General features: G+C 75.1%; 18 protein-coding genes. 10 read left to right on the forward strand and 8 right to left on the reverse strand.

The annotated features are described in order from the left end of the window. The first annotated feature begins 51 nt into the window (after nt 1-51). From HUT16_RS33965 to infA, 4 genes are all read left to right on the forward strand, one after another. Nucleotides 52-402: a DoxX family protein gene (locus HUT16_RS33965; protein WP_176191837.1), complete on the forward strand. Its 351-nt coding sequence runs from the start codon at nt 52-54 to the stop codon at nt 400-402. 87 nt (nt 403-489) lie between these two features. Continuing rightward, on the forward strand, nt 490-1017 hold the full coding sequence (locus HUT16_RS33970) for a DUF6882 domain-containing protein (RefSeq protein WP_176191838.1): 528 nt from the start codon (nt 490-492) through the stop codon (nt 1015-1017). Nucleotides 1018-1253: 236 nt separating this feature from the next. Further along, nucleotides 1254-2009, forward strand: coding sequence for an N-acetyltransferase (locus HUT16_RS33975; protein ID WP_176191839.1), 756 nt, complete (start codon nt 1254-1256; stop codon nt 2007-2009). A gap of 62 nt (nt 2010-2071) precedes the next feature. Then, nucleotides 2072-2296: a translation initiation factor IF-1 gene (gene infA, locus HUT16_RS33980; RefSeq protein ID WP_030463886.1), complete on the forward strand. Its 225-nt coding sequence runs from the start codon at nt 2072-2074 to the stop codon at nt 2294-2296. A 175-nt stretch (nt 2297-2471) separates the two neighbouring features. On the opposite strand, the gene HUT16_RS33985 is transcribed toward infA, so the two are convergent. Next, nucleotides 2472-2816, reverse strand: coding sequence for a hypothetical protein (locus tag HUT16_RS33985; protein ID WP_176191840.1), 345 nt, complete (start codon nt 2814-2816; stop codon nt 2472-2474). Between the two features lie 179 nt (nt 2817-2995). Between HUT16_RS33985 and HUT16_RS33990 the strand changes: the two genes are divergently transcribed. Next, nucleotides 2996-4168, forward strand: coding sequence for an 8-amino-7-oxononanoate synthase (locus HUT16_RS33990; RefSeq protein WP_176191841.1), 1173 nt, complete (start codon nt 2996-2998; stop codon nt 4166-4168). Between the two features lie 46 nt (nt 4169-4214). Here HUT16_RS33990 and HUT16_RS33995 read toward each other — a convergent pair whose 3' ends face one another. Continuing rightward, nucleotides 4215-5732: an alkaline phosphatase family protein gene (locus HUT16_RS33995; RefSeq protein ID WP_368662722.1), complete on the reverse strand. Its 1518-nt coding sequence runs from the start codon at nt 5730-5732 to the stop codon at nt 4215-4217. A 230-nt stretch (nt 5733-5962) separates the two neighbouring features. On the opposite strand from HUT16_RS33995, the gene HUT16_RS34000 reads away from it, so the two are divergent. Beyond that, nucleotides 5963-6730 (forward strand): GntR family transcriptional regulator, encoded by a 768-nt coding sequence (locus tag HUT16_RS34000; protein WP_176191842.1) that lies wholly within the window; start codon nt 5963-5965, stop codon nt 6728-6730. Between the two features lie 51 nt (nt 6731-6781). Here the strand turns inward: HUT16_RS34000 and HUT16_RS34005 are convergent, their stop codons facing one another. Continuing rightward, nucleotides 6782-7474: a hypothetical protein gene (locus tag HUT16_RS34005; protein WP_176191843.1), complete on the reverse strand. Its 693-nt coding sequence runs from the start codon at nt 7472-7474 to the stop codon at nt 6782-6784. A gap of 135 nt (nt 7475-7609) precedes the next feature. After that, complete coding sequence (locus HUT16_RS34010; protein ID WP_176191844.1) at nt 7610-8620, reverse strand: NAD(P)-dependent alcohol dehydrogenase; 1011 nt, start codon at nt 8618-8620, stop codon at nt 7610-7612. Nucleotides 8621-8742: 122 nt separating this feature from the next. Between HUT16_RS34010 and HUT16_RS34015 the strand changes: the two genes are divergently transcribed. Then, nucleotides 8743-9435, forward strand: coding sequence for a TetR/AcrR family transcriptional regulator (locus HUT16_RS34015; protein WP_176191845.1), 693 nt, complete (start codon nt 8743-8745; stop codon nt 9433-9435). A gap of 92 nt (nt 9436-9527) precedes the next feature. Here HUT16_RS34015 and HUT16_RS34020 read toward each other — a convergent pair whose 3' ends face one another. Continuing rightward, nucleotides 9528-10460: an NADP-dependent oxidoreductase gene (locus HUT16_RS34020; RefSeq protein WP_176191846.1), complete on the reverse strand. Its 933-nt coding sequence runs from the start codon at nt 10458-10460 to the stop codon at nt 9528-9530. Between the two features lie 85 nt (nt 10461-10545). Continuing rightward, entirely contained in the window at nt 10546-11394 is an 849-nt protein-coding gene (locus HUT16_RS34025) for an alpha/beta fold hydrolase (RefSeq protein WP_176191847.1), read from the reverse strand. A 99-nt stretch (nt 11395-11493) separates the two neighbouring features. Here HUT16_RS34025 and HUT16_RS34030 point away from each other — a divergent pair, with 99 nt between their 5' ends. After that, nucleotides 11494-12147, forward strand: a complete 654-nt coding sequence (locus HUT16_RS34030) for a TetR/AcrR family transcriptional regulator (RefSeq protein ID WP_176191848.1) — start codon at nt 11494-11496, stop codon at nt 12145-12147. Nucleotides 12148-12340: 193 nt separating this feature from the next. Here HUT16_RS34030 and HUT16_RS34035 read toward each other — a convergent pair whose 3' ends face one another. Further along, nucleotides 12341-13156 carry an SAM-dependent methyltransferase gene (locus HUT16_RS34035; RefSeq protein WP_176191849.1) on the reverse strand — a complete coding sequence of 272 codons (816 nt, stop codon included), beginning with the start codon at nt 13154-13156 and terminating at the stop codon, nt 12341-12343. Nucleotides 13157-13469: 313 nt separating this feature from the next. On the opposite strand from HUT16_RS34035, the gene HUT16_RS34040 reads away from it, so the two are divergent. Beyond that, complete coding sequence (locus HUT16_RS34040) at nt 13470-14027, forward strand: RNA polymerase sigma factor (RefSeq protein WP_176191850.1); 558 nt, start codon at nt 13470-13472, stop codon at nt 14025-14027. A gap of 124 nt (nt 14028-14151) precedes the next feature. Next, nucleotides 14152-14802 carry a hypothetical protein gene (locus tag HUT16_RS34045; RefSeq protein WP_254898126.1) on the forward strand — a complete coding sequence of 217 codons (651 nt, stop codon included), beginning with the start codon at nt 14152-14154 and terminating at the stop codon, nt 14800-14802. Nucleotides 14803-14812: 10 nt separating this feature from the next. On the opposite strand, the gene HUT16_RS34050 is transcribed toward HUT16_RS34045, so the two are convergent. Next, nucleotides 14813-15343, reverse strand: coding sequence for an ATP-binding protein (locus HUT16_RS34050; protein ID WP_217712133.1), 531 nt, complete (start codon nt 15341-15343; stop codon nt 14813-14815). Nucleotides 15344-15450: the final 107 nt, after the last annotated feature.

Here is a 15450-nt window from a genome sequence, read left to right on the forward strand (position 1 = left end):
GCCGATCCGGGCCCGCGCCACCGACGCCCACGGACGGGAACCACGGGAGCCATGAGAATCGCCTACTGGATCGTCGCCGGTCCGCTCGCCCTCCTCTACCTCTACGGGGGCGCGCTGAAAGTGCTCCGCAGCCCCGACCGGCTCCGCCCGATGATGGCCTGGGTCGACCGCGTCCCGCTGCCCGCCCTGCGCACCCTGGGCGGCCTCGAACTGCTCGGCGCCGTCGGCCTGCTGGTGCCCACCGCCCTCCTCGCCTGGCCCGCCCCGGCCGCGGCCACCGGCCTCCTGCTCCTGCAGGTCGGCGCCGTCCCGGTCCACCTCACCGGCGGCGACCGCCGCATCGGCCTCAACCTCGTCCTGCTCGCCGCCGCGGCCGCGGCCCTGTGGCTGTCCGTCGCCTAGCCCGGGATGCGGGATGCGGGATGCGGGATGCGGGATGCGGGATGCGGGATGCGGGGCACGGACGCGGGGCGTGGGAGACTGCGCCGCATGCGGATCGACGTGGTGGAAGAGTCGGACGGGGGTGCCGGGGCCGAGCTGGAGGCGCTGGTGGCGGAGGGGTTCGAGCGGATCGACCGGCTCGCCGAGGCGCACGTGCAGTGGGGGCTGGGGACGGCCGACCGGTGGGGGCTGGACCAGCGGACCGGGCTGATCACCTGGACGTTCCCGGACCGGACGGCCGTCGCGGCCGCGCAGATCCTGGCGACCTGGAGCCCGCGGGGGGAGAGCTGGATGTGGTCCTGGGCGAACGGGAGCATCCTGCCCGGGCTGAGCCGGGACGCCCGGGCCGTCCGCGACTGGGCCGGGGCGCGGGGGCACGCGGCGCTCACCACCCCGACGCTGGACGCCGACGCCGGTGCCGCCGCCGCCCTGGCCGCCCTCGCCGTCCGGGTCACCCGGGCCGCCGGGTTCTACCGGGGCCCGGGCGACCGCTCGCACACGATCATCACCTTCGGCCCCGTCACCCTCACCGGGCCGGACGGCGCCACCTCCACCCGGACCGTCGAGGTCGGGTGACCGGCCCCCGACCCGCCCCCGGCCCGCCCCTGAGCGGGCCGGAGAACAAATGGGTTGGCCGGGCGGCGAGGGGTTGCTACTGTTCGGATCGCCGTGACCGGAAGCGAGGAGGTGAGTTCCCGATGAGAGCTGGATCGAGGTGGGTGCTCCCCCCTTCCCCCACGGTGTAACGACTGACACAGGTGTCGTCGGGAGCGCCCGCGTGAGAACGCAAGCACTCCTGAGAGGCGAAAGCCATGAACACCGTGCAGATCACCCGGGTCGACGAGACCCAATGGCAGGCCCTCGCCGATGACGTCGTCGTCGGCCGGGGCGATGTCTCCGCCCGCCCCGACGGCCGACGGTTCGTCAGCATCGACGTGTGGGACGACGCGGCCTTCGCGCCGCTGGCCACCGCGATGCTCGCCGCCCTGCCCACCCCGCTCCGCACCCTGCTCGCCGGGGACGACACGGGCCCGCTCGCGCACTGGGAGCGGGCCGGGTTCGTCCCCGAACGGCGGGAGTGGGAGTACCTCCTGTCCACCGCCGCCGACCTCCCCGAGCCCGCCCCGGGCGTCACCGTCCTGCCCGCCGGAACCGCCGACGAGGCCGAACTCCGCCTGCTGGACCGGGAGATCCGCGCCGAGGTCGAGGCCGGCTCCGGCTGGCACACCATGCCCGCCGAGGTTCGACCCTGCCCGCCGGGGGACACTCTCATCGACCCCTCCCTGTACGCCGTCGCCGTCCACGAAGGCCGGTACGCGGGCCTGGTCCGGGTGGTCCGCCCCCGCGGCCGCGGCCCCGCCCGGATCGGCCTGCTCGCGGTCCGCGCCGCCCACCAGCGGCACGGCCTCGGCCGCTCCCTGCTCGCCCACGCCCTGCGCGCCCTGCACGAGAGCGGCACCACCACCGCCCGGGCCGAGGTCGACCAGTCCCGCACCGCCGCCGTCACCCTCCTGGAGGGCTTCGGGGCCGAACGGACCGGTCACCTCCTGCACTTGGTCCACCCCTGACGGACACTCCTGTCGGGGCCCCCGACAGCCCCCCCGTTTTCCCACCAGAGAATCGAGATCCCTTGCCACGCGTAGCAAAAGGCCTGGAACTGGAGGGCACCGTCCTCGAGTGCCTGCGCAACGCCACCTTCAAGGTGGAACTGCAGAACGGCCACCACGTGCTCGCCCACATCAGCGGAAAGATCCGCAAGAACTACATCAAGATCCTCCCGTTCGACCGCGTCCTGGTCGAACTCAGCCCGTACGACCTGACCAGGGGCCGCATCCTGTTCCGCTACCGCAACTGACCCCGCGTCACCCCGGCTGGGGAGGGGCGTTCCTCCCCAGCCGGTGCCGGACGCCCCGCGGCTCCCCGTCCGCGACGGCCCGGGCCGTCGCCGGTCCAGCCGTGCGCGGCCAGGGCGGTCACCGATTCGTCCCAGTCCCCGCTGCCCGGTGCGGCGTGCACCAGGGCGCGGGCCATCAGCACCTCGCGGCCTCGGCGATCCGCAGCGCGCGGCGGTGCGGGGAGTGCGGGGCCGCCGGGTCCTCGATCCCGTGCAGCAGCTCCCGGAGCAGGTCCACCCGGCCCTGCCGCACCGCCCACTCGACCGGGTCGACGCCGCCCGCCCACGGGAGGAGGGCGTCCACGCCCCGCAGGGCGACCAGCTCACCCGTCGACGCCACCCGGCCGGCCCGGGCCGCGGTCTCCAACAGGGCCGTCCCGGCCGGGCCGGACAGCTCCGCGTCGGGCACCTCGGCGAGCAGGGTGAGGAACAGGTACTCGTCGCCGCGCGCGACAGCGGCCGTCAGCGGGGAGGTGTCCACCCGGGGAGCGTGCCGCCCCGTCCCCGGCGCGGGCGAGCGGTTTTCGCCCGGGAGGAGCGGTGGCACGAGCGGGGGAGAGAGCAGCGGGGGAGCAGGGGACGCCGCCCCCGGTGTGGGACGCCGCACATCGGGGAGGTGCGCGTTGCCCCGGCCGCCGACCGGGTGACAGAGTGCCGGACATGGTGGCAGAGGCGCAGGTCGGAGAAGAGAACACGGCACCGGAGCGGGTGTTCGACTGGCTGGACGAGGCCGCGGCCGTCCGGGACGCCGCCGGGCTGACCAGGCGGCTGCGCAGCCGCCCGGCCGCCGACCCGGTGCTCGACCTGGCCTCCAATGACTACCTCGGGCTGACCAGGCACCCGGCCGTCACCGCGGCCGCCGCCGAGGCCGCCCTCCGCTGGGGCGGCGGCGCGACCAGCTCCCGGCTGGTCACCGGCACCACCGAGGCGCACACCGCGCTGGAGCGCGAACTCGCCGAGTTCTGCGGCTACCAGGCCGCCCTGGTGTTCTCCTCCGGCTACACCGCCAACCTCGCCGTGCTCACCGCCCTCGCCGGACCGGACACCCTGATCGTCTCCGACGCCCACAACCACGCCTCGCTGATCGACGGCTGCCGCCTCGCCCGGGGCCGGGTCGCCCGCGCCGCGCACTGCGACCCCGCCTCGGTGCGGGAGGCCCTCGCCGCCCGCGCCGAACCCCGTGCCCTGGTGGTCACCGACTCGGTGTTCTCGGTCGACGGCAACGCCGCCCCGCTCGCCGCGCACCTCGCCGCCGCCCGCCGGCACGGCGCCGCGCTGGTCATCGACGACGCGCACGGCCTGGGCGTGCTCGGCCCCGGCGGCGCGGGCGCGGGCGCCGCGGCCGGCATCGCCGGACAGCCCGACGTGGTCGCCACCGCGACGCTCTCCAAGTCGCTCGGCTCGCAGGGCGGCGTCGTCCTCGGCCCCGAACGGGTGATCCGCCACCTGGTCTCCGCCGCCCGCACCTTCATCTTCGACACCGGCCTCGCCCCCGCCGCGGTCGGCGCCGCCCTCGGCGCGCTGCGCCTGCTGCGCGCCGAACCCGGCCGGGCCGCCGACGCCCTGCGGGTGGCCCGCGAACTCGCCGACCGGCTCGGCGAATCCGGTCTGGACGCCTCCGCCCCCGACGGCGCCGTGGTCTCCGTCCGCGCCGACGACCCCGAGCACGCCGTGCGCTGGGCCGCCGCCTGCCGGGACGAGGGCCTGGCCGTCGGCTGCTTCCGGCCCCCGTCCGTCCCCGACGGCGTTCCGCGCCTGCGGCTGACCGCCCGGGCCGACCTGACGGACGAGCAGATCGCCTTCGCCGTCGGCGTGGTGCTCAAGACCCGCTGAACGGTGCCGGGCGGGCGGGGTCGCCCGCCCGGACCAGGGGGCCGGTTCAGCCGAAGACGACCTGGTCGACCGTCCAGAACGCCGAGTTGGTGCCCGTGTAGCGGAACTGGAACCGGGCCGTCGACGCCCCCGCCGGGACGGTGACGTCCAGGTGCTCCACCGTGTTCAGGTCGGCCCGGTAGGACTTCACCAGCTGCGCGGCGCCGCCGTCGAACGACACGTACACGTCGCCGGTCTGCGGGCCGTCCACCTTGTAGTCGGTGGCGAAGGACAGCGTGCCGTGCGTGCGGCCCGCCACCGGGTACGCCGGGCTGACCAGCGTCGAGTCGAACTGGCCGGTGCCGTGCGACTTGTCGTCCCACTCGTCGGAGTCCGCGACCGCGAACACGTTGCGGGCCCGGACGTTGGTCTCCCGGCTCTGGCCCAGCTGCGCCGCCGTCCAGAACTCGTCGGTGGCGAACGCCCAGCCGCGCCACTCGGTCACGCCGCCGGTGGGCATCCGCGAGTTGTCGATCGACCAGCCGGCCGGCGGGGTGTGGGTGAAGCCCTTGACGGTGGAGCCGATGCCGGTCTCGTCCACCCGGGTCTGCAGGCTCGGCCGCAGCGCGTCGAACTCGTCCGGCACGATCTCGTCGACCGGCCTGCCGTCCAGGCCCCAGGCCGGGTCGATCGGCGCGCCCTGGTGCTTGAGGACGGTCGGCGCGATGTCCACCGGCTTCACGTCGTAGCGGCGCGCCCCGGCCTGGTAGCCGCGGCCGTCGAGCACCATCCAGGTCTGCCGCTCGTTGGCGCTGTTGCCGCCGTGGCCGCCCGCGTCGGTGTGGCCGTGGTCGGTGGTGACCACGATCAGCCAGTCCTCCGAGGCGTAGGTGGCCCGGGACTTGAGCGCGGTCAGCACCTTTCCGAGCAGGGTGTCCGCGCCGTGGATCGCCGCCAGGTACTGGCTGGACGCGCCGCCGTACGAGTGCCCGGCCTCGTCCACCTCGTCGAAGTGCAGGAACACCGAGTCCGGGTTGCCGTGCGCCAGGTAGTCGGCGGCGTCCGAGGCGGTCTTCGCGTCGTTCTCGCTCTCCGGGATCCGCAGGTCGGCGGTGCCGTTGAAGACGTTGGCGGTGATCGGGTTCCAGGAGCCGATCACCAGCGTCGAGTTGGCCGGATCGGCGGCCTCCAGCCGGCTCGCGTAGTCCGGGTACAGGTCGAAGCGCGAACCGGTGAAGTTGTTGTCCAGCACCTTGTGCTTGTCCGGCCACACGCCGGTGGCGATGGTCGACCAGCCCGGCCCGGAGAGCGTCGGCGCCAGCGGGTTGGCGTACAGGTTGGAGGTCGCCGTGGTGCCGGAGGCGATCAGCGCCTTCAGGTTCGGCGCGTCCGCCGCCGCGATCTTGTCGTACCGGGTGCCGTCGATGCCGATCACCAGCGTCTTGGCCTGCTTGCTGCCGTTCGGCAGGCCGTTGTACGCGCCGGTGGCGGCCACCGCGGACGAGCCACCCAGCGGTACCAGCGCGGCCGCGACGACGGCCGCGGCGGAGAGGGAGAGGGCCATGGTGGAACGGGAGTTGCGCACGGGGGCTCCCAACGGGAAAGCGAGACGGTGCGGTTGCACCGGCAACCGAGGATGGGCCGGGCGGGCGAGCGCGAGCCCGCGCCGAATCCACGCTTGTATGAACAAGCGTCAAAATTCAGTCCAGACACGTTACTGTTCCGTGATGCTTCGTTGGCGTCCCATCTGGCCGGGGGTGCTGTCCGGCAGGCACCCGGACGAGGGGGCGGCGGCGCGCTCGATACCCTGGGCCGGTGAACCACGGCACCCCCCGCACGCCCCTCGCCCCCGCCCGGTCCGGCGTCCCCGAGCACGGGCGGGTGCCCAAGTACTACCTGGTCAAGGCCGAGGTCCAGGAGCTGATCGACGCGTTGGGGCCGGGCGGGCGGCTCCCCACCGAGGCCGACCTGGCCGAGCGGTACGGCGTCGCCCGGGCCACCGTCCGCCAGGCCCTGCGCGAGCTGCTGGTCGAAGGCCGACTGCGCCGCCAGGGGCGCGGGACGGTGGTGGCCGGAGCCAAGATCGAACAGCCGCTGTCGCTGGCCAGCTACACCGAGGGCGTCACCCGCCAGGGCCTGCGCCCCGGCCGCACCCTGATCGCCCTGGACCGGCAGCCCGCCGACCCCGCCCTGGCCGACCGCCTCGCCGTCCCGCCCGGCGAACCGCTCTGGCACCTCGAACGGGTGCTGCGCGCCGACGAGGAACGCGTCGGCCTGGAGTCCACCTACCTGCCGGTGGCCCGCGTCCCGGAACTGGCGGGCGAGTTCGACCCGGCCGGCTCGCTCTACGGCTACCTGCGCGGACGCGGCGTCCACCTCGCCGGAGCCGAGGAGCGGATCGAGACGGTGCTCGCCACCCCGCGCGAGGCCCTGCTGATCGGCACCCCGCCCGCCCTGCCGATGCTGCTGTTGCACCGCCGCAGCCGGGACGCCGACGGCCGCCCGCTGGAACTCGTCCGCACCCTCTACCGGGGCGACAGGTTCAGCTTCACCCTCGACCTGACCGCACCCACCACCGACTGACCGGGCCCGGCCGACCGCCGTGGCCCGCGGGCCCGTAGCCCGTGGCCCCGATCAGAGCGCCGAAACCACCAGCAGCAGCACGAGCACGGGCGCACCCCAGGCCATCCCGCGCAGCACGCCGCGCCGCACGGTGCCCTCGGCGGGCAGCCACGGCCGCGACGACGCGGTGCCGGGTTCGGGTGCGGGTGTGGGTGTGGGGGCGAGCGCGGGTGCGGCGGCGCCGGGTTCCGAGCCGTCGGGCGCGGCGGCGTCCGGCGCGGACGCGCGCTGCGGGGCCAGCGGCAGACCCATCCGCACGCCCGCCGTGGCCAGCGCGGGCGCGAGCAGGGTGGAGGCCAGCCACAGCGGGTAGAGGAAGCCCGGATCGCGGTTCGAGGCCGGATCGTGGCCCGAGACGGGAGCGATCCCGGCGACCGGCCAGGCCAGCAGGGCCACCAGCGCGCCGAACAGCAGCGCCAGTACCGCCCCCGCCCACACCGCACCCACCGACCGGGCACGGTACTTCGGCGTCGCCGTCCGCAGCAGGCTCCCCGCCAGCACCGCGGCCCCGTACCCGGCGAACACCACCAGCCCGCCGCCGCGCAGCGCCTCGCGCAGCCCCTCCGCCCACGGCGCCCCGTCCGCCGCCGCGCCGAAGCCCCACCCGCCGGCCGCCGCCGCCGCCAGGACCACGGCCGCCGCGCCGGGTGCCGCCGTCCGCTCCGCCCGCGCCGCCGTGCCGTCCACCGCCGTGCCGTTCACCATGACCGGCACGCTACAGCGGCCCCGACTGCGCCCCACAGCCCCCTCGGGGGCGGCCGGGCACCGGGCACGGAGCACCGGGCGCGGGGGAGGGGAACGCCGGGCGCCGGGGAGGGGAACGCCGGGCGCGGGGCGTGCTCAGGCCGGGACGTCGATGGTCACCTTGCCGAACGCCGCCCCCGACGCGTAGTGCCGGAAGGCTTCGACGGCCCGGTCGAACGGGAAGGAGCGGTCGAGCAGCGGTCGGATCCGGTGCCGCTCGACCAGGGCGTTCACCTCCAGGAACTGCGCCCGGCTGCCGACGGCCACGGCCCGCACGGTGGCGCCGGAGCGGAACAGCGCCCGCGGGTCCAGCGGTGGGGCGCTCTCCGCGACGAAGCCGACGCAGGCGACGTGGCCCGCGACCCGCACCGCGCGCAGCGACTGCTCCAGCCCGCCCGCCACGTCGACCACCCGGTCCGCCCCCCGACCGTCCGTCAACTCGCGGACCCGGCCCGCCCAGTCGGGGACGGCCCGGTAGTCGACCACCTCGTCCGCCCCCAGCTCCAGCAGTCGGCGGGCCTTGTCCGGGCTGCTGGTGGTGGCGATCACCCGCGCCCCGAGCGCCTTGCCGAACTGCAGCGCGAACAGCGAGACGCCGCCCGAGCCCAGCGTCAGCAGGGTCTGCCCCGCGCGCAGGCCCTCGCCGTCCCCGGTCAGCGCGTTCCACGCGGTGACCGCCGCGCAGGGCAGCGTCGCCGCCTCGGCGAAGGACAGGTGCGCGGGCACCGGCACCAGGGAGTCGGCGTCCAGCAGGGCCAGTTCGGTGAGCATCCCGTCCAGCGAACCGCCGAGCTGCGCCAGGTGCTGGAGGTCGAACGGCCCCTCCCGCCAGCTCGGGAACACGTTCCCCGCCACTCGGTCGCCGACCCGCACCGCCGTGACGCCGGACCCGACCGCGACCACCAGGCCCGCCCCGTCGGCGACCGGCACCACGTCCGGCTTCACGGGCAGCAGGTAGTCGCCGCGCAGCACCATCAGGTCGCGGAAGCTCAACGACGCGGCGCGGACGGCCACCAGGGCCTGCCCGGGGCCGGGCGCCGGATCGGGGTGCTCACGGACGGCCAGGCCGTCGATCCCGGCACCGCTGTCGACGTGGTAGCTGCGCATGGGGTTGTTCCTTCCGGTGGGTGGAACGGGTGGATGGAGCAGGTGGATAGAATGATCGGTCTACTGGCGGGTGAATGTATAGAACGGTTGATCTACCGGTCAACCCCTGGCAGGCTGACTCCATGGGCACAGCAGGCGCGGCGGACACGACGAGCACGGCGGACGTGGCGGGCGCGACGACCGCACGGGCCGCGACGGGCAGGACGGGTGCCCGTGCGACGGCCGGGCCCGGGCCGCGCGAACGGCTGCTGGCCGCCGCCCAGGAACTGACGTACCGCCACGGCACGGGCATCGGCGTGGACGCCCTGCTCAAGGAGGCGAACGTGGCCCGCCGCTCGCTGTACGAGCACTTCGGCGGGAAGGACGGCCTGATCGCCGAAGTGCTCCGCCGCAGCACCGCCGAGGACGCCGCCGAATACCGGCGCACCCTGCGCGCCGCCGGTGACGACCCGCGCGAACGCCTGCTCGCCGTCTTCGACCGGCTCGCCGTCGTCGTCGCCGCGCCGGGCTTCCGCGGCTGCCGCTACCTCGCCGCCGACCTGGCCCTGACCGACCCCGACCACCCCGGCCACCAGGTCACCCGCCAGTACCGCGAGCAGGTCACCGGGCTGCTGGCGGACGAACTCCGCGCCCTCGGACACCCCCGCCCCGACCACGCCGCCGGTCAACTGCTGCTGCTGATCGACGGAGCGATGGCCGCCGCGGCCACCCGCCCCGGCGCCGACCCGGTCGCCGCCGCGCGCGAACTGGCCGAACGCGTCCTCACCGAGGCGGGAGAGCCGGGACGGGCGGCCGCGGTCGCCACCACCGACTGAGGCCCGCCACCGGACCCGCTGGCCGGTGCCTGCCGCCGGACCCGCTGCCCGCTGCCCGCTGCTCACCGATACCTGCCCGTCGTCGGCGCGGCTCAGAGCGTCAGCACGATCTTGCCCAGCGTGTCGCCGCGCTCGATCAGCTCGTGGGCCTTCGCCGCCTCCTCCAGCGGGAGCGCGTGCTCTACGTGCGGCCGGAGCAGGCCGTCCTCGACCAGGGCGGCCAAGGCCTCCAGGCCGACGTGGTCGGGCTCCACGGTGACGCCGGCGAAGCGCCGCCCGGCCCTGACGGTCTCCTCGCGCAGGGCGGCGTCGGTGCGGGCGACCAGCGTCACCAGCAGGCCGCCGGGGCGCAGCACCCCGATCGAGCGGTGGCCGACCTGGCCGCCGACGCCGTCCAGCACGACGTCCAGGTCGGAGAGGACCTCGGCGAAGTCGGTGCTGCGGTAGTCGACCACCTCGTCGGCGCCGAGCCCGCGGACGAACTCCGCCTTCCCCGCGCTGGCGGTGGCGACCACGTACGCCCCACGGGCCTTGGCGATCTGCACCGCCAGGTGGCCGACCCCGCCGCCGCCCGCGTGGACCAGCACCCGCTGCCCGGGCCCGACCCGCGCGGTGTCGACCAGCGCCTGCCAGGCCGTCAGCCCGGCCAGCGGCAGCGCCGCGGCGTGCACGTGGTCGAGGCCGGCCGGCTTGCGGGCCAACTGGCGGGCGGGGACGGCCACGTACTCGGCGTACCCGTTGCCCAAGCGGGGGAAGAATGGCATCCCGTAGACCTCGTCGCCGACCTCGAACCGGTTCACCCCGGGCACCACCTCCTCCACCACGCCCGAGACGTCCCAGCCGAGGACGAACGGTGGCTCGCCCATCAGCGGGAAGGCACCGGACCGGACCATCGCGTCCACCGGATTGACGGCGGCGGCGTGCACCCGGACCAGGACTTCGGTGGGCAGCGGGACGGGACGGGGCAGGTCGACCGTGTGCAGCACGGACGGGGCACCGACGGCGGACTGGGAAACGGCGCGCATGGCAGGGCTCCTTGGGGGGGCGAAGGTGAAGGCGAAGAGGTGCGAAGGGGGGAGGGGGCAGGAGGGGGCAGGGGGGCGGGCGTGGTCAGGCGGTGGCGGCGTGCTCGGCGAGGAAGTCGGTGATCAGGGCCTGCCACCGCTCGGGCTGCTCGGCGAACGGCAGGTGGCCGGTGGGCAGTTCGGCCTCCCGGGCGCCGGGTATCCGTTCGACCAGCTCGCGTTGCAGAGGCAGCGAGACCAGCGGGTCGGCGGTGGTGGTGATCACCAGGGTGGGCGCCCGGACCAGGGCCAGATCGCTGCGGACGTCTATTCGGCGGACCAGGTCGACGTGCTCGGGGGTGCCGGGTGGGAGGGTGGCGGCCAGCGCGGTGATCGCCCCGCGCAGCGCGGCGGGCTCCGCGGACCGCAGCGCCCCGGTGCTGAACGCGACCAGCGTCAGAAACTCGGCGAGCAGATCGTGTCGGCCGGAGGCGTACAGCTCGGCCCATAGGCGGGCGGCGAGCTCCAGCGGGGCATCCCGGTGGGCGAAGGCGGCGGTCAGCACCAGGGCGCTGACCCGCTCCGGGTGCCGGGCGGCGGCGCGGACCGCGACCGGGGCGCCGAGCGAGAACCCGGCCAGGGCGAAGCGGTCGAGCCCCTCGGCGTCGGCCGCGGCGACCAACTGGTCGGCCAGCTCGTCGGCGTCCAACTGCCGGGCGGCGCGCGGGGAGCCGCCGGTGCCGGGCCAGTCGACGCCGACCACGGTGTGCCGGGCGGCCAGCGCGCCCAGGACCGGCCCGTAGTTGGCCTCGATGCTGCCCCCGGCGCCGTGGGCGAGCACCAGGCCGGGGCCGGAGCCCACGACGGTGCGGGCCAGCGGGGTCGGCGGGGTCGGCGGGGTCGGCGGAGCGAGCGGGGTGGGTGCGGTGAGCGGGGCAATCGGGCGTGCGGGCATGGGAGTTCCCCTCCGGACGCGGCAGGGCGCCGAATTCCATAGCGGTCGCTACAGAAGAACCGTAGCACGATCTATAACGACCGCTATAGAATTAACGCCATGACACCCAAGGGACGCCCACGGGGCTTCGACCTGGAAGCCGCACTCGACGCGGCACTGATGGAGTTCTGGCGCCACGGCTACGAGGCGACCTCGATGTCCGGCCTCACCAGGGCGATGGGCATCAGCCCGCCCAGCCTGTACGCGGCCTTCGGCGACAAGCGGCAGCTGTTCAGCGCGGCCGTCGGGCGCTACGCCGAGACGCACGGCAGCTACGGCGCCCAGGCGCTCGCCCGGCCCACCGCGCGGGAGGCCGTCGAGACCATGCTCGGGCTGGCCGCCACCGGGTACACCGACCCCGCCCACCCGCCGGGCTGCTTCGTGGTCGACGGCGCGACCAACACCAGCGACGCCTCCCAGGAGGTCCGCGAGGAGCTGTGCGCCCGCCGCGAGAGCACCAAGCGCGCCGTCGCGGCCAAGATCGTCGCCGACGTCGAGGCCGGCCTGCTCCCGCCCCGGGCCCGGGAGGAGGCGGACGGCCTGGCGGCCTTCTACGCCTCCGTCATCCAGGGCATGTCCACCCAGGCCCGGGACGGCGCCGACCGCGCCACCCTGGAGCGGATCGCCGAACTGGCCATGCGGGCCTGGCCGTCCGATGCGGCGGGGGAGCGCGCCGAGAACACCGGGCGTGCGGGGAGCGTCGCGGCGGGGTGAACGCACCCGGCCCGCCGGGGCCCGGCCCCGGCCGACGCGGTGTCGGTCGGAACGGGCGCGGCGGGCCGGTTCGGCGCGGACGGGTCCGGCGCGGGCGGCGCGATGCGCCACTGCGCTGCTGCGCCACCACGCTGCTGCGCCACCACGGTGTCGCGGCACGCCGGTGGCGCCGGTTCGCCGCGCCGCGTCGGCCTCAGGGGCGGATGGCGACGGCCCCGTAGCAGGAGGCGCCGGCGTCGGTGATGTGCTCGGTGTCGTCGTCGGCGGAGGGGTTCCAGCGCGGGGTGGCGACGATGCCGGGGGCGAGGACGTCCCAGCCGGTGAAGAAGCGGCCGAACTCCTCGCTGGTGCAGGCCGCGACGGGGGTCCCGGCGGCGGTGTAGACCTGGATCAGCCGGGCGGTCTCGTCCGGGGCGAAGTCCGGCGTGAGGTGGCTCATCACCAGGGCGGAACCGCGGGGCAGCCGGGCCTTGAGCCCCTCGGTGATCCGGTGGGCCTCGTCCGGCACGAAGTGCAGCAGCGCGTTCATGCTGAGCGCGATCGGCCGGTCGAAGTCGAGGGTGCGGGCGGCGGCCTCCAGCAGCGCCTCGGGCTCGCGCACGTCGGCCTGGACGTAGGCGGTGACGCCCTGTTCGGTGCCGCGCAGCAGGGCCTGGGCGTGCAGCAGGACGATCGGGTCGTTGTCGGCGTAGACCACCGCCGCGTCGGGTACGACCTGCTGGGCGACCTCGTGCAGGTTCGGGGAGGTGGGGATGCCGGTGCCGATGTCGAGGAACTGCCGGATGCCGGCCTCGGCGAGCCGGCGGGTGGTGCGGCGCATGAAGGCGCGGTTGGCGCGGGCGGCCGAGCGGGCGTAGGGGAAGACGGCCAGGGCGCGGCCGGCGGCCTCCCGGTCGGCGGGGAAGTTGGTGGTGCCGCCCAGGTAGAAGTCGTACATGCGGGCCGAGTGCGGCAGGTGGATGTCGAGGTTGACCTCGATCTCGTCGGTCCGTCCGCGTGCGTCTGCCATGGCTCCCCCTGATCGTCCGTGACTGCGCCCCCACTATGCCCACACGGACGAACGGACAATCAAGAGCGCGGGGCGCACCCGGAGCGGCAGCGTGCGGAACCGGTCGGAAACAGTCGCCAGGTGATCGGGAGTGGTCGGAATTCCCATTAGGCAGGTTTTCAGCTGGGGCGACTTATGTCTGATCTTGAAACCTCTTGTGCCGGATTACCATCTAGGTACCTCATGCGCCTTAATGTTCCTCCAGGGGACGTGAGTTCCCGCGGCGGCGTGCTGTCCGGACGTCGGCCGGTCGTGCTGGGGAGGAGCTGGGTGCGTGAACGAGAGTGACTGGGCGGTGGGGGGCCGGCACCGCCTGACGTTCGACGCGTTCTGCGACACGCACCACCGGACGTGGTCCGGCTTCGCGGGCACCCGCCTGCACGACGGCGCCGCGCGCGAGGCGGTGGAGACCGTCAAGAGCCGGGTGTGGCGGGAGTGGCCGCGCATCCTGCGCGAGCAGTTCCCGGCGTTCCAGGCCTGGACGATCCTCAAGGAGGAGGTCGGCGCGCTCCTGCTGCAACGGATGATGGACGGCGAGCCGCCGCCCTCCCCGGGGCTGGTCCCGCGCTGGGTCCAGGTGCTGCGGGCCGCCGCCGAGCGGGCGCACGACCTGCCGGAGACCGGCGGCAGCCACGAGCAGTTGTACGCTGCGCTGTGCGGGCTGTCCGAGCGGCGCCACGACGTCGTCGTGCTCCGCTACCTGCTCGGCCTGACGGACGACCAGATCGCCGACTGCCTGGCCACCACCGAGGCCAACGTGCGCTCCACCGCGGGCCAGGCGCTCGACCGCCTGGCCACCGCCCTCGGTGCCCGCGGCGAGCGGCAGCGGTGAGCGGGCGGACCCCGGGCGCACGGCGGGCCCCGGACGGGCGGCGGACCTTGGACGGGCGGCGGCACCGGGGAGGACGGCGAAGGGGCGGAGCACCGATGGGCGGGCAGCACGGATGAACACGCGGATGAACGGGGGAACCCCGACGAGCGCCGGACGCGACGACCTCCACCCGTCCACCCGGCGGCCCGGGCCGCGCCCCGACGACACCGGCGTCTCCTGGGACCGGCTGCTGACCGCGCCGCGCCCCTTCCCCTCCGAGCACCTGCAGGCCGCGCACGAACTCGACCTCGCCACCACCCTGGTGCTCGCGATGCCGACCGCCGCCGCCTCGCTCGACCTGCTCGTCAACGACCGGCGGATCCACCCCGAGGGGGCGCTCGTCCTGGGCGCCCTGCTGTACGCCGCCCACCACCGCGACGGCGCCCAGTTCTGGTGGCAGTTCGCGGCTGGCGGCGGCTCCTACACCGCCGCGTCCTGCCTGAGCCTGCTGCACCGCAGCCTCGGCGAGTTCCTGGACGCCGAGGTCTGGCGCCGCCAGGCCGAGGCGCTGGCCAGCGCCCCCCGCCCCCCGCAGCGGGTGCTCGGCTTCCGCGACGCGCTGCTCCCGGCCGGGGTGCTCGCCGAGATCCTCGCCCTGTGCCACGAGGGCCTGGACGTGAAGCTTCCGCCCCGGCTGGCCGCGGTGATCCACCAGCTCCCGGTCGACTGCGACGACCCCGAGTACGGCGAACTCCCGCAGGTGAGCAGCACCCTGGTCCGTGACCTGGCCAGGTGACGGCCGGCCCTCAGTGCTGCACGACGACCCGCTCGCCCTCGCCGACGGGCTCCTCGAAGGCGTCGTAGTAGCGCCGCAGCACCTCCTCCGGGACGGTCACGCTGTTCGCGCCCCCGTGCAGGCTGCGGGCGGCCAGGCGGCGCAGCAGGACCGGCAGTTCGGCCCGCAGGCGGATCAACTCCCAGCGGCAGCCGTGCCGTTCGATCAGCGCCTTGTAGCGGTCCCGGGTGCTGCGCCGCCAGAAGCTGTAGTCGATCACCACCGGGCGGCGGGCCTCCAGCAGCCGGACCAGCTCCTGCCAGAGCTCCTCCTCGGCCTCGGCCTTGAGCCGCTCGTAGACCGCGGGGTCGAGCCGCGCCGGGTCGTGGCCGATCCGGGCCCACACCACCTCGTCGATCGACAGCCGGACGAAGCCGCGCCGCTCCAGGGCCTTCGCGCAGGTGCTCTTGCCCGAACCGGGCAGCCCGCACATCAGCACGACCAGGCCTGGCTCCGTCCCGTCCAGGTCCGGCAGCAGTTCCGCTCCGTCCACTTCACCCACGCCTTCCACTCCACCCACTCCGCCCACTCCGTCCACGAAGGTCACCCTAGGACGACGGGTCCGGTGCCGGACACCCGTTTTCGCCGCCACCGCCACCGCCACCACCG

This window comes from Kitasatospora sp. NA04385, from assembly GCF_013364235.1.
Taxonomy (GTDB): Bacteria; Actinomycetota; Actinomycetes; order Streptomycetales; family Streptomycetaceae; genus Kitasatospora.

Bases quoted from the DNA above. Each gene is read 5' to 3' on its own strand.
- HUT16_RS33965 (WP_176191837.1), top strand. From the start codon at position 52: ATGAGAATCGCCTACTGGATCGTCGCCGGTCCGCTCGCCCTCCTCTAC.
- HUT16_RS33970 (WP_176191838.1), top strand. From the start codon at position 490: ATGCGGATCGACGTGGTGGAAGAGTCGGACGGGGGTGCCGGGGCCGAG.
- HUT16_RS33975 (WP_176191839.1), top strand. From the start codon at position 1,254: ATGAACACCGTGCAGATCACCCGGGTCGACGAGACCCAATGGCAGGCC.
- HUT16_RS33990 (WP_176191841.1), top strand. From the start codon at position 2,996: ATGGTGGCAGAGGCGCAGGTCGGAGAAGAGAACACGGCACCGGAGCGG.
- HUT16_RS34005 (WP_176191843.1), bottom strand. From the start codon at position 7,474: ATGGTGAACGGCACGGCGGTGGACGGCACGGCGGCGCGGGCGGAGCGG.
- HUT16_RS34010 (WP_176191844.1), bottom strand. From the start codon at position 8,620: ATGCGCAGCTACCACGTCGACAGCGGTGCCGGGATCGACGGCCTGGCC.
- HUT16_RS34015 (WP_176191845.1), top strand. From the start codon at position 8,743: ATGGGCACAGCAGGCGCGGCGGACACGACGAGCACGGCGGACGTGGCG.
- HUT16_RS34020 (WP_176191846.1), bottom strand. From the start codon at position 10,460: ATGCGCGCCGTTTCCCAGTCCGCCGTCGGTGCCCCGTCCGTGCTGCAC.
- HUT16_RS34025 (WP_176191847.1), bottom strand. From the start codon at position 11,394: ATGCCCGCACGCCCGATTGCCCCGCTCACCGCACCCACCCCGCTCGCT.
- HUT16_RS34030 (WP_176191848.1), top strand. From the start codon at position 11,494: ATGACACCCAAGGGACGCCCACGGGGCTTCGACCTGGAAGCCGCACTC.
- HUT16_RS34035 (WP_176191849.1), bottom strand. From the start codon at position 13,156: ATGGCAGACGCACGCGGACGGACCGACGAGATCGAGGTCAACCTCGAC.
- HUT16_RS34045 (WP_254898126.1), top strand. From the start codon at position 14,152: ATGAACGGGGGAACCCCGACGAGCGCCGGACGCGACGACCTCCACCCG.